Source organism: Erythrobacteraceae bacterium WH01K, from assembly GCA_027941995.1.
Classification (GTDB): domain Bacteria; phylum Pseudomonadota; class Alphaproteobacteria; order Sphingomonadales; family Sphingomonadaceae; genus CAJXSN01.
Genome location: CP115966.1, coordinates 1,146,302 through 1,158,918 on the forward strand (window position 1 = coordinate 1,146,302; position 12,617 = coordinate 1,158,918).

11 protein-coding genes are annotated in these 12,617 nt (G+C 66.0%); all 11 read left to right on the forward strand.

The window, feature by feature from the left end; genetic code table 11:
* Window positions 1-47 precede the first annotated feature (47 nt).
* The 11 genes from murB to obgE all read left to right on the forward strand — a co-directional run bounded on the left by murB (window position 48) and on the right by obgE (window position 12,598).
* Complete coding sequence (gene murB, locus PF049_05645; protein WBY17855.1) at window positions 48-926, forward strand: UDP-N-acetylmuramate dehydrogenase; 879 nt, start codon at window positions 48-50, stop codon at window positions 924-926.
* Entirely contained in the window at window positions 926-1,912 is a 987-nt protein-coding gene (locus tag PF049_05650; GenBank protein ID WBY17630.1) for a D-alanine--D-alanine ligase, read from the forward strand. Before murB ends, PF049_05650 begins: the two co-directional genes overlap by 1 nt.
* Window positions 1,899-2,804 (forward strand): FtsQ-type POTRA domain-containing protein, encoded by a 906-nt coding sequence (locus PF049_05655; protein ID WBY17631.1) that lies wholly within the window; start codon window positions 1,899-1,901, stop codon window positions 2,802-2,804. The genes PF049_05650 and PF049_05655 overlap by 14 nt, the downstream gene beginning before the upstream one ends.
* Window positions 2,804-4,060 (forward strand): cell division protein FtsA, encoded by a 1,257-nt coding sequence (ftsA, locus tag PF049_05660; GenBank protein ID WBY17632.1) that lies wholly within the window; start codon window positions 2,804-2,806, stop codon window positions 4,058-4,060. Before PF049_05655 ends, ftsA begins: the two co-directional genes overlap by 1 nt.
* A gap of 144 nt (window positions 4,061-4,204) precedes the next feature.
* Window positions 4,205-5,968 carry a cell division protein FtsZ gene (gene ftsZ / locus PF049_05665; GenBank protein WBY17633.1) on the forward strand — a complete coding sequence of 588 codons (1,764 nt, stop codon included), beginning with the start codon at window positions 4,205-4,207 and terminating at the stop codon, window positions 5,966-5,968.
* Between the two features lie 94 nt (window positions 5,969-6,062).
* Window positions 6,063-7,997, forward strand: coding sequence for an SPOR domain-containing protein (locus PF049_05670; protein WBY17634.1), 1,935 nt, complete (start codon window positions 6,063-6,065; stop codon window positions 7,995-7,997).
* Window positions 7,998-8,225: 228 nt separating this feature from the next.
* A complete protein-coding gene (locus PF049_05675; GenBank protein ID WBY17635.1) occupies window positions 8,226-8,729 on the forward strand; it encodes a YbjN domain-containing protein in 504 nt (167 codons plus the stop codon).
* A 6-nt stretch (window positions 8,730-8,735) separates the two neighbouring features.
* The gene (locus tag PF049_05680; GenBank protein ID WBY17636.1) at window positions 8,736-9,539 is read left to right on the forward strand and encodes a pyrroline-5-carboxylate reductase dimerization domain-containing protein; all 804 of its coding nucleotides are present in this window, start codon (window positions 8,736-8,738) and stop codon (window positions 9,537-9,539) included.
* Between the two features lie 115 nt (window positions 9,540-9,654).
* Complete coding sequence (locus PF049_05685; GenBank protein WBY17637.1) at window positions 9,655-10,401, forward strand: Bax inhibitor-1/YccA family protein; 747 nt, start codon at window positions 9,655-9,657, stop codon at window positions 10,399-10,401.
* Window positions 10,402-10,564: 163 nt separating this feature from the next.
* Complete coding sequence (locus tag PF049_05690) at window positions 10,565-11,446, forward strand: hypothetical protein (GenBank protein WBY17638.1); 882 nt, start codon at window positions 10,565-10,567, stop codon at window positions 11,444-11,446.
* 96 nt (window positions 11,447-11,542) lie between these two features.
* Window positions 11,543-12,598, forward strand: a complete 1,056-nt coding sequence (gene obgE / locus PF049_05695) for a GTPase ObgE (GenBank protein WBY17639.1) — start codon at window positions 11,543-11,545, stop codon at window positions 12,596-12,598.
* Window positions 12,599-12,617: the final 19 nt, after the last annotated feature.

Consider the following 12,617-nt stretch of genomic DNA (forward strand, 5'->3'; position numbering starts at 1 on the left):
AGGCCCCCGATGCGGAAGTGGAAGGCGCGGTCGATGCGCCCGTGCCCATGGCGAATATTCGCGGCACCCTGAAACAGGATGCGCCGCTGGCGAAGCTGGTCTGGTTCAAGAGCGGCGGCAATGCGGACTGGCTGTTCGAGCCCGCCGACCTCGATGACCTGCGGCATTTCCTCGACGCGCTCGAAGGGGCGATGCCGGTCATGGCGCTGGGGCTGGGGTCCAACCTCATCATCCGCGACGGCGGTGTGCCTGGCGTCGTAATCCGGCTCGGCAAGCCTTTCGCGCAGGTGGAAACGCATGACGATCATGTCGTCTCCTGCGGGGCCGGGGCGCACGGCATCCTCGTATCCTCAACCGCGCGCGACGCCGGTATCGCAGGGCTGGAATTCCTGCGCGGTATCCCCGGCACGGTCGGCGGGTTCGTGCGGATGAATGGCGGCGCCTACGGACGGGAAACGGCCGATGTCCTGATCGATTGCGACGTCATCATGCCGGGCGGCGAACTGGTCAATCTGCCACGGGACGATCTGCGCTACACCTATCGCCACTCGGCCCTGCCGGAACAGGCGGTCGTCGTCGCGGCACGGTTCCAGGGCTCTGCCGGGGATCCGGAAGAAATCGGGCGGGAAATGGACCGCATTGCCCAGGCGCGCGAGGCCGCCCAGCCAATCCGCAGCAAGACGGGCGGCTCCACCTTCAAGAACCCGGACGGGCACAAGGCCTGGCAACTGGTCGACGAGGCAGGCTGCCGCGGCCTCACCATGGGCGGTGCGCAGGTCAGCGAGAAACATACCAATTTCATGATCAACACCGGCGATGCCACCAGTGCCGACATCGAAGGGCTGGGCGAGGAAGTACGCCGCCGCGTTTACGAGAATTCCGGCATCGAGCTGGAATGGGAAATCAAGCGGGTAGGGCGACCCTGATGACGCAAAGCAGCATCCTTGAACGCAGTCTTCACGCGGTCGTCCTGATGGGCGGGTGGGCCAATGAACGCCCCGTCAGTCTGATGTCGGGCGAAGGCGTGGCGAAAGCGCTGGAAAAACGTGGCCACACCGTGACGCGTATCGACATGGACCGGGAGGTCGCGGCCCGCATTGCGGAGGCCGCGCCCGACGTGGTGTTCAACGCGCTGCACGGCGTTCCGGGCGAAGACGGTACGGTGCAGGGAATGCTCGACCTGATGGGCGTCCCGTATACCCATTCCGGACTGGCGACCTCCGTCATTGCCATCGACAAGGAACTGACGAAGCAGGCGCTCGTCCCGCATGGAATACCCATGCCGGGCGGGCGGATCGTGAAAAGCGCCGAGCTGCACGAGAAAGATCCGCTGTCCCGCCCTTACGTCCTGAAACCGGTGAACGAAGGATCGTCGGTCGGCGTCGCGATCGTCACCGACGAAAGCAATTACGGCAATCCCATTCGCCGCGATGCTGCCGGTCCGTGGCAGGAATTCGCCCAACTGTTGGCCGAACCCTTCATCCGCGGGCGGGAGCTGACGACCGCCGTGGTCGGTGACAAGGCGCTGGCCGTCACCGAGCTGAAGCCCAAGAGCGGTTTCTACGACTTCGACGCCAAATACACCGACGGCATGACCGATCACGTCTGCCCGGCCGAAATCCCCGAAGCGATAGAGGCCTTGTGCAAGAAATACGCGCTGAAGGCGCACCGCGTGCTGGGATGTCGCGGCACCAGCCGGACCGATTTCCGCTGGGACGACGAGCAGGGCGAGGACGGCCTGTTCGTGCTGGAAACCAACACCCAGCCGGGCATGACGCCGCTCAGCCTGGTGCCGGAACAGGCGAAGTTCGCAGGCATGGAATACGAAGACCTGGTCGAAATCGTCATCAGGGACGCATTGGACCATTTCGCAGCAGCAGCAGGCGGGGAATCGGGCGATGGCAACGGTTAAGCGCAAGACCACTGGCGTTCGGCGATCGACGGCTGCAAAATCGCGCGCGGCCAAGGCCCGGACGGCGAAGACCCGGACGCAGGGCGGGGTCAACCGCGCGCTGTCCCTGCTGCCGTTCGACGACGACCAGCTGCACCGCATCTTCCTCGCCATCATCCTGGGCGGGGCCGTGGCGTTGGCGTGGTTCGTCGCGAGTCTGGCGGGCGTTCCGGCCCTGGCGCAGAACGAGGTGGCCAAGCTGGCCAGCGACGCAGGCTTCGAGGTTCGCCGCGTCAAGGTGACCGGGGTCCAGCGGATGAACGAGCTCAAGATCTACGAGCGCGCGCTGGCCGAACAGGACCGGCCCATGCCGCTGGTCGATCTCGACGCATTGCGAGAGGAACTCGTGGCGCTGCCGTGGGTGGAGGATGCGCGCGTATCCCGCCAGCTTCCCGACATGCTGTCGATCGACGTGGTCGAGCGCACGCCGCACGCGGTGTTGAAAGCGCCGGACCGCCTTGTACTGATCGATGCCAGCGGCGAAGAACTGGAGCCCATCAGCGAGAAGAACGCCAAAGGCATGCTGCATGTCGAGGGCTCGGGGGCTGCCAGACAGGTGGCCCATCTTGGCAAGCTGCTGGACGCTGCGCCCGCGCTCCGCAGCAAGGTGGCGAATGCGGAATGGGTCGGCAATCGCCGCTGGAACCTGACTTTCACTACGGACCAGGTGCTGGCCCTGCCGCAAGGTGACCGGGACGCGGCGACCGCTCTGGTCCAGTTCGCGCGGCTCGACGGGCAGAACCGCCTGCTGGGTGGGAAGGTCGCGACGTTCGACATGCGCGCGCCCGAGCGTATCTACATGCGGGTTCCGGGCCGCGCGGCCGAAATGCTGGGCGAAGGAGGGGTGAACTGATGGGACTGCCCCGCATCTCCCGCGTCTTCGGCGCCATCAATATCGGCTCGTTCCGCATCTCCGCGATGATCCTCGGGCAATCGGAATCGGGCGAACTGATCGTGCTGGGCAGCGGGCACCGCGCCAGCCAGGGCGTCCGCCGCGGCTATATCGTCGACATGGCGGCGGCGACCTACGCCGTGCGCGACGTGGTCGAACGGGCGGAGAAGGCGGCCGGGACCGGAATTGCCAGTGTCTGGGTCGGTTGTTCCGGTGCAGGGCTCGCCAACCAGGTGAGCCAGGTCGAGGTGCCCATCGGTGGTCGCCGGATCGAGGAAGAGGACATCCAGCACCTGCTGGTGGCCGCGCGCGAGACGATCCAGCCCGACGGCAAGATGGTTCTCCACGCGCAGCCCGCACAATATACGCTGGACGGCGCACATGGCGCGTCCGACCCTGTCGGCCTGCATGCAGAGCGGCTGGGCGTCGATATCCACGTGATGCTGGCCGATGGCGCGCCGGTGAAGAACCTGCGCGACGCGGTGGAAAGCGCGCATCTCTCGGTCGAGGCGGTGGTTGCCGCACCGATCGCCTGCGCCGAGGCGTGTCTAAGCCCGGAGGAACGCGAACTGGGCACAGCGCTGGTCGAGATCGGGGCGGAACTGACCAATGTCTCGATCTTCCAGAACGGAATGCTGCGCTCACTCCATGCCATACCCATCGGATCGGGTGACATCACAGACGCGATTGCCGGCGATTTCGGGATCCGCCGTTTCCAGGCGGAACGGCTGAAATGCGTGTTCGGTTCGGCCATTGCCAGCCCGTCCGACCACCGCGAGATGGTGCCGCTGGCGCAGCAGGCGGAAGGCGCGCCGGAAGTCGACCGGGTGAGCCGAGCCGAGCTGGTATCTGTCGTGACGGGCCAGCTTTCCCGCTTGACGGACGAGATCAACCGCGTGTTCAAGGCGCATGAAACGGGCGGCGCGCGCAGCAGCCAGGTCGTCCTGACCGGCGGCGGGGCCGAACTGGCCGGGATTGCCGAATTCGCCCAGGGCGCGCTTGGCCGACCGGTGCGTATCGGCAAGCCGTCGCAGCTGCGCGGCCTGCCCGACGCCCATGCCACCCCCGGTTTCACGACGCTTGCCGGCCTGTGCCTCTATGCCGCGCGCGATCCGGTCGACATTCGCTCGATCCCCGATACGTCGCAAACCATGGTTACCTATTCGGGCCTGGGTCTGATAAAGCGTGTATTGGCGGCCTCGAAAGAGTATTTCTAATCGCCCCGCACGTTCTGCAGGGGATTTGCCCTGTGGCTAGGCCTGTGGAAAAGGCGTGGGCAAACAGTGCAGAACGTGTCGCACGTGTGACACACTGGAATTCCAGCGGCGAACCATGCCTGCCGCTTGTGGAGTATAGTTAAGATGAGCATCAATATCGGCCCTGCGACCACCGACGAACTGCGCCCCAAGATCACCGTTATCGGTGTCGGCGGCGCCGGCGGCAACGCGATAGGCAACATGATCGAGAACGGCATCGAGGGCGTCGATTTCGTCGTTGCTAACACCGATGCGCAGGCGCTCAACAATTCGGCGGCAGAGGCGCGGGTCCAGCTCGGACCGGAAATCACCGGGGGCCTGGGTGCAGGATCGCGTCCCGAAGTGGGCAAGGCCGCGGCCGAGGAAACCGCCAGCGAGATCGAGGACCTGCTGGAAGGCGTGAACATGTGCTTCATCGCTGCCGGCATGGGCGGCGGTACCGGCACGGGCGCGGCGCCCGTGATCGCGGAAGCTGCCCGCAACAAGGGCGTGCTGACCGTCGGTGTCGTGACCAAGCCGTTCCTGTTCGAAGGCACGCGCCGGATGCGCGCTGCCGAAGCAGGGATCGAGGAATTGCAGCGCCACGTCGATACGCTGATCGTCATTCCAAACCAGAACCTGTTCCTGGTCGCCAAGGCCGACACCACGTTCAAGCAGGCGTTCCAGCTGGCCGACGAAGTCCTGCAGCAGGGCGTGCGCTCGATCACTGACCTGATGGTGATGCCGGGCCTCATCAATCTCGACTTTGCCGACGTGAAGTCGGTGATGGAAGAGATGGGCAAAGCGATGATGGGCACAGGCGAGGGCGAGGGGGAGAACCGCGCTCTCGAAGCGGCCGAACGCGCCATTGCCAATCCCCTGCTCGACGGTGTGTCGATGGCCGGGGCGAAGGGTGTCATCATCTCGATCATCGGCGGTGAGGACATGAAGCTGCTCGAAGTCGACGAGGCGGCCAACCACATCCGCGAACTGGTCGACGAAAACGCCAACATCATCTGGGGTTCGGCATTCAATCCCGATCTCGACGGGAAGATTCGCGTTTCGGTCGTGGCCACCGGTATCGAGAGGAGCGAAGGCACATCCGCCGGGACCAGCCAGTCGATGTCGCTCGGCTCGGGCCGCGCCCCGCGCCGTCCGGTCCTGGACCTTCCGTCCGACGACATGAAGGAAACGGAAGCGGAAGCGCCTGCGGAGGAGCCGGCAGCGGTTCCTGCCGGAATCGCGGGGCTGGGCCTCAGCGCAGCATCCGCGGGCTCGTCCTATGACGACGAAGACGAGTATGACGAGGACGACGATGTCGATGGCATCGTCGATCCGCTGGCCGGCCTTCGCAAGGAAGAGGACGATGACACGCGTCTGGTAGAGCCTGCTTCGGACGACCAGTTCGGGGTCGGCGCAGACGACGGGTTTGCGGGCGATTCGTCCGACGACACGCTCGACCTAGGCGATGCCAGCAATTGGGACGATGTCGGCGCCGGCAAACAGGGCGGGGCGAGTGAAGAGCCGCTCGACCTCGGAGGCAGCGAGGAATCCGCCGGAACGACCGGTCAGGATAGCGCGTCCGACGACCTGCTTCGTAACGCCGACCGGCTCAGCGAACAGGATGCGCCGGTCCAGGGCGGTCGCCGCCGGCAGCTCGTTTCGGGCGGCGATGCCGAAGCGACAACCGGCCAGGCAGAACCGGCGCGGGCCCCGGCTGCGCCTGCTCCGAGCAAGCCTGCCAAGGACGATGCCGGGGGCAGCACGCTGTTCGAACGCATGGCCAATCTCTCGCGCGGTAGTTCGTCGAAGGACGACGACGATGACGACGATGACGATGGCGGTTCGCTCAGCATTCCGCGCTTCCTCGGACGCCAGAACAACCAGTAAACCTGTCGCCCGCGGGGGAAATTTCTCCGCGGGCTTTCATTAGGTTGCGGTTCAGGGCGCGCCTGCGATAGTTACGCGTCTGGAACCCATGCCCATGACACACCGCATCCTCACCCTGCTCGGAACTGCCGGTCTCGGCAGTCTTGCAGCCCTGTCGCCCATGCCACTGGCCGCGCAAGGCACGGCTGTCGTCCAGCCCCTGCCGCCGGCAGCATCGGGCGAACTCAACCGCGCGCTGCGACGACTCGACAGCAACCCCCGCGATGTCGATGCCCTCATCATGGCGGCTGCGGCCTCGCTGGAGCTGGACGATATCGACGCCGCGATCGGCTTCTATGGCCGCGCGGACGAGCTTTCGCCGGGCAATCCGCGAGTGAAGGCGGGGACTGCCGCAGCCTATGTCCGGGTGCAGCGCCCGGTAGAGGCCCTGCGCCTGTTCGACGAGGCGGAGCGCGCGGGCGTGCGCCCGATCTCCATGGCCGGCGACAAGGGACTGGCCCACGACCTGGTCGGCAACAACCGCGATGCGCAGCTGGCCTATCGCCGCGCGCTGTCCTTCGAGGAGGATGCCGAGATCCGGCGGCGGATGGCGCTCAGCTACGCCATTTCGGGCGACCGGGAGGCGTTCGAATCGACCCTTCTGCCATTGCTGGAGCAGCGCGATTTCGCAGCCTATCGCACCCGCTCCTTCGGCCTTGCCATCCTGGGCGAGCCCGATGAGGGGATCGCCATCGCCGATGCTGTCATGCCGCGCGAAATGGCAGAGCGGGTTGAGCCCTATCTTCGCTACATGCGCCGCCTCACACCGGCGCAGCAGGCGGCCGCTGCCAATCTCGGCATTTTCCCGCGAGCAGCGGCCATCGGCCGGGACGATCCGCGCATCGTGGCGGCGCGCGAGGCGGGCAGCGCCCCGGCACTGGCTGCGGTCGATACGCCTCTCGCCCCGTCCGGAAGGCCGCTCGGCCAATCCCAAGCAGCGCAGCAAACAGCGCCGCAGGCCCGGCAGACGTCGCAGGCGGATGATGGCGAGGATGATGATGCACGCCTGACCCGCGAACAAAGGCAGGCACTTCTGGCGCAGCGTCGCCAGCGTGGACGACTGCCGTCGCGCGCCAATCGGCAGGTTCGCATTGCCGAACCGGAACCTGCGCCCGCCGAGCAGCAAGCGGCAGCGGCCGCCGTTCCGGCCGCTCCGACGTCGCCTCCTGTCCAGACGGCAAGCAATACATCCGCGCCATCTCCTCCCTCCGCCACGCGGCCGGCCACCGAACGCGGTGAACTGCCAGCGCTTGCGGCAGGCGGAGAATTACCGCCGGTTGGCGCGGCTGCCACGGTCACGCCCCCGGCATCTTCGGACCCTTCCCCGGCACAAGCTCAGACGTCGACCGGCACGACTCCTGCCGCAAACCAGACGCTTGCCCGGGTCGATGTCGCTCCGTCGAGCGCCGGGTCGTCCACGCCGGTCACCGTCGCAAGCCTGCCGGCCGCAACGCCTGCGCCCGGTTTCGATCTTGGCCAGGCAGCAGCGCAATCGACCGCACCCGCCAATCCGATAACGCTCCCGCCGTCGAACACTGCCCCGGCACAGAGGCCGGTCGCTTCGGTGTCCGACGCGTTTGCAGATCTCCTGTCGCTGCCGGACACGAGTGAACAGCCCCGCCCGGGCAACGCAGTAGACATCACCGCCATCGAGATCCCGCGCGAGGAAGCAGCGGCGCCCGAGCCTGCTGCCGCTCCGCCCGAGCCCGAGAAGCCTGCGAATGTCAGCCGTATCTGGGTGCAGGTTGCGACGGGCCGCGATCGCTCCGCATTGAAGTTCGACTGGCGCCGTTTGTCGCGGCAGGCGCCCGAGGTGCTGGACGATAACGGTCCCTTCGTCGCCAGCTGGGGCGAGACGAATCGCCTGCTCGCCGGTCCCTTTTCCAGCCGGTCCGCTGCCAATTCCGCGGTGAGCGCCTTGTCCGAACAGGGGATCGACGCATTCCGGTTTACCAGCGCCAATGGCGAGGAAATCGAAGAGCTGGATTGATCGCCTGCGCGCGCTGGCGGATGCGGTGCAGGCACAGACGAAAGAGCTGGTTAACCCTTTTCCCCCGTTCCTTATCCCCACGGTTTGAACAGGCGAAATCCGTTCTCCCCAGCAGCGGGCGGGGGCAGGCGTTGCGCTTTCCGGCCCGGCAGGTCCATCTGGCGGCATGAGCGGAAGCAACCACGATAGACCTTTCCAGCGCGGCATTTGCTGCACCGGCGCAGCCATATGATGTTGGCCGATCCGGAGCAGCGCGGCGCGGACAGCCCCCCCGTCGACATGCTCGCTGCCCTGTTCGAGGCGCGCGGCTGGACCGCGCAGCGGGTCAGCGAGGACGAGCTTTCGGGCGAAATCCAGGGGAGCTGGACGAAATACCAGATCCGCTGCATCTGGCGCCGCGAGGACAAGGTCTTGCAACTGATCTGCCTGCCGGAAATCCGCGTCGCAGACGACAAACGTCCCGGCGCGCTCGACCTGCTGGCGCGGGTGAACGAGCAGATGTGGCTGGGGCACTTCGACATCTGGTCCCAGGGCGGAATGCTGATCTATCGTCACGGCGCACTGCTGGGCGATGACGGCTTGCTGAGCGTCAGCCAGGCGCAGGCGGTGGTCGAGACGGCGATCGAGGAATGCGACCGTTTCTACCCGGCCTTCCAGTTCGTCCTGTGGGGCGACAAGGAGCCCGGCGATGCCCTGCGGGCGGCGATGGTCGACGCGGCGGGCGAGGCCTGAGCGCGAATGTTCGGCAGCATCCTGATCTGCGGCTATGGCACCATGACGGGGGCCATGGTGGAGGGATGGCTTCGCGCCGGCATTCCGCCCGCCACATTCACGGTCTACCATCCCCGCGGGAAGGAAGTGCCGGAAGGCATGGGCATGACGACGCAATGGCCGTCCACCCCGTTCAGCGCCGTATTGCTGGGGGTGAAGCCGGATGCGCTTGGCGTGGTGGCACCGCATCTTCGGAAGGTGGCAGGCAGGGATACCGCCGTGCTGTCCGTGCTGGGCGGGGTCGATCTTGTCACGCTGAGGGCTGCGTTCCCGGCAGCCGGCAGTGTCGTTCGGTTCATGCCCAATCTCGCCTGCGCCATCAACAAATCGCCCAACGCCCTGATCGCGGAAGGGCTGGACGGGGCCGGCCGGGACAATGTCACGGCGCTCGCCGCCGCGCTTGGCACTGCGGAGTGGCTGGAGGACGAGGCGCAGTTCGACCTGGTCACGGCGCTCGCCGGATCGGGGCCGGGCTTCACCTATCGCTTCATCGATGCGCTGGCGAAGGCCGGTCACCGTCTCGGCCTGGATGCAGGGCAGGCGGAGCGGCTGGCGACCGCGATGGTGGAGGGCGCAGCCGCCCTTGCGGCAGGCTCGGAGCGGTCGCCGGGGGAATTGACACGGCGGGTCGCCAGCCCGGGCGGCATGACGCAGCGCGGTCTGGACGTTCTGGACGAGGGGGACGCGCTTGTCCACCTGCTGGAAAAGACGCTGGGCGCGACGCGCGACCGGGGTGCGGAACTGGCAGAGCAGGCGCGGGAAAACGGTTAACGCGGCACCCGGGGAAATGCTCCGATTTCCCTTGAAACCCACTGGTTTTGTAACGATATTACCTGTGAACCGGCGGCTATCGTGCCTGCCCGGTGCAAGAGGAGCTTGAATAGCAATGGCAAATTGGAACGACCCCCGGCAGTCGCAGCAGGGCTTCGGCTCGGTGCCGCGCGCAGGAGGCGACGTTGCTTCGCGCACGACCTTCGACGCAGGCCTGCGCAGCTACATGCTGAAAATCTACAACTACATGGTGTCCGGCGTCCTGCTGACCGGCGTCGTCGCTCTGCTGACGGCGCAGTCCGGCCTCGCCTACTCCTTCGCCAGTGGTCCGCTGATGTGGATCGTGGCGCTGTCCCCGCTGGCCATCGTCTTCGCGATGAGCTTCGGCGCGAACAAGTTCTCGCGCACGACGCTGCAGGCGATGTTCTGGGGCTTCGCCTTCCTGATGGGCCTGTCCCTGTCGACGATCTTCCTCGTCTATACCGGCGGTTCCATCGCGGCGACCTTCTTCGCAACGGCCGGTGCCTTCGCCGGTCTCAGCCTGTTCGGTTACACCACGAAGAAAGACCTGTCTGGCTTCGGCACGTTCCTGATCATGGGCGTGGTCGGTCTGATCATCGCCAGCGTCATCAATATCTTCCTGGGCTCGAGTACGCTCGAACTGGCCATCAGCTTCCTCGGCGTGCTGATCTTCGCAGGCCTCACCGCCTACGACACGCAGCGGCTGAAGAACGACTACCAGCGCCTGCGCGGCACGGCATGGGAAGGCAAGTCGGTGATCCTGGGCGCGCTGAGCCTGTATCTCGACTTCATCAACATGTTCCTGTTCCTGCTGCGCTTCATGGGTGCGGCCCGCGAATAAACGAACTCGGCCCGTCGCTCGGGCGACTCGATCCATCGTGCCCGGGGTGCAATCCGCATCCCGGGCATTTTCTTTGCAGCCATAGCGGTTTATGGCTGTTCGCCCCGCAGCAAGGTTGTATCCTGCACCCTTGGCTAACGGAAACTCCTCAAAGGGCGCATTCATGGCAGGCACTACATTCGGTCCCATTCGCATTACGGCATCGGCAGCCATGCTGTCGGCGCTGGCAGCATGCGCGACGCCTCCGCCGCCGCCCCCTCCGCCGCCGCCGCCACCGGTGGTCGAATCCGTGCCCTATCGCCCGGTCCCGCCCAGCGGCGCGAGCTACGTAATGGATATCCCGCGCGTCGATCCGCTGACCGGCGTTCGCCAGTCGGTGAATGCGAACCTGACGGAAGACGAAACGGTGTGGCACGTGCGCTCCGGCTGGAACGTCGCCGCGCTCAATTGCACCGCCCCGCAATACCAGCCGATCCTCGATTCCTACGCCCGCTACATCAAGGATAGCGGCCCTGCGCTCAAACGCGTGAACGACCGGCTGGAGAAGGTCTATCGCGACCGCGCCGGCGACCGCCGCGGCGGTATCATGATGCGCGAATCGCAGATGACCTCGGTCTATAACTACTTCGCGCTGCCGCCCGTGCGCAGCCAGTTCTGCCGCACCATGCTGCAGATCGCGGAAGAAACGCAGGCCATGCCGGTGCAGGACGTCGCCGTTTTCTCGGCCGGCGCATTGCCCCGCATGGAAACCGCGTTCGAGAATTTCTTCCGCGAATACGAAGCCTATGAACAGGCATCGTCTGCCTGGGACGCGCAGTACGGTGCCCGTTACGGGGCATCGCAGCCGGGCTATGTCGCCGTGCAGCGGGCCCGCATGACCATGATCCCCGATGTGACGAGCGGCGTTTCGACTCTGGCTGTTCCGCCGTCTTCGGCAGGATCCGTTCCCGATCCCGACACCGGTGCCGACATTCCCGTGATCCGCGTCGACGAGGGGTTCACCTCCACCCCGGTGGTGGAACCGGTCCCGGGCGACGAGGGCTGAGCTTTCCCGCACGCGGCCGCTTCAGGCGCTAGGTTCGGCCCGGCGCCTGCATTGCGGCGCTGGCGCTCGGGCGCATAAGTCCCTATCTGCCAGCGCATGCATTTCCTCGACCAGGCCAAGATCCATCTCAAGTCCGGCGCGGGCGGCCCCGGGGCCGTCAGCTTCCGGCGCGAGAAATACGTCGAATTCGGCGGACCCGACGGCGGCAATGGCGGCAAGGGCGGCGATGTCGTGTTCGAAGCGGTGCAGGGCCTCAACACCCTGATCGACTTCCGCTATTCGCAGCATTTCAAGGCCCAGCGCGGCGGACACGGCATGGGCCGCGACCGGTATGGCAAGGGCGCAGACGACCTGGTGATCAAGGTGCCCGTGGGCACGCAGGTCCTGTCGGAAGACAAGGAAGAGATCCTCGCCGATTTCACCGAAGTCGGGCAGCGCGTCGTGATGCTGGAAGGCGGCATGGGCGGCCGGGGCAATGCGAGTTACAAGACCAGCACCAATCGCGCCCCGCGCCAGCACCAGCCCGGTGAGCCAAGCCAGGAAATGTCGGTCTGGCTGCGGCTGAAACTGCTGGCCGATGTGGGCCTGCTGGGCCTGCCCAATGCGGGCAAGTCGACCTTCATCAACGCGATCACCAATGCCAAGGCAAAGGTCGGCCATTATGCCTTCACCACGCTCGTCCCCAAGCTGGGCGTCGTCCATCACAAGGGCCGCGAATTCGTTCTGGCGGACATTCCCGGCCTGATCGAAGGTGCGGCCGACGGGGCCGGTATCGGTGACCGTTTCCTCGGCCATATCGAGCGGTGCCGCGTCCTCATCCACCTGATCGACATTGCCGGCGACGATCCTGCGCTGGCAATGAAAACGGTGCAGGAAGAACTCGCCGCCTATGGCGAGGGGCTGGCCGACAAGCCGCAGCTGATCGCGCTGAACAAGCTGGACCTGGCTGATGCCGAACTGGCGGAAGGCTTCGCGGCGGAACTGCTGGACGCTGGCGCAGACGAGGTTTTCGCCGTCTCCGGCGCGACGGGCGCGGGGATAGAGCCATTGCTGGACGCGGTGCTCGGCTACCTGCCGGACCGGACCTCTACCGAAACCAACGCTGCCGAGGTCGAGGATGACGAACAGTCGGCGGACTGGTCCCCGATCTAGGCGCGTACCGACTGGTGCG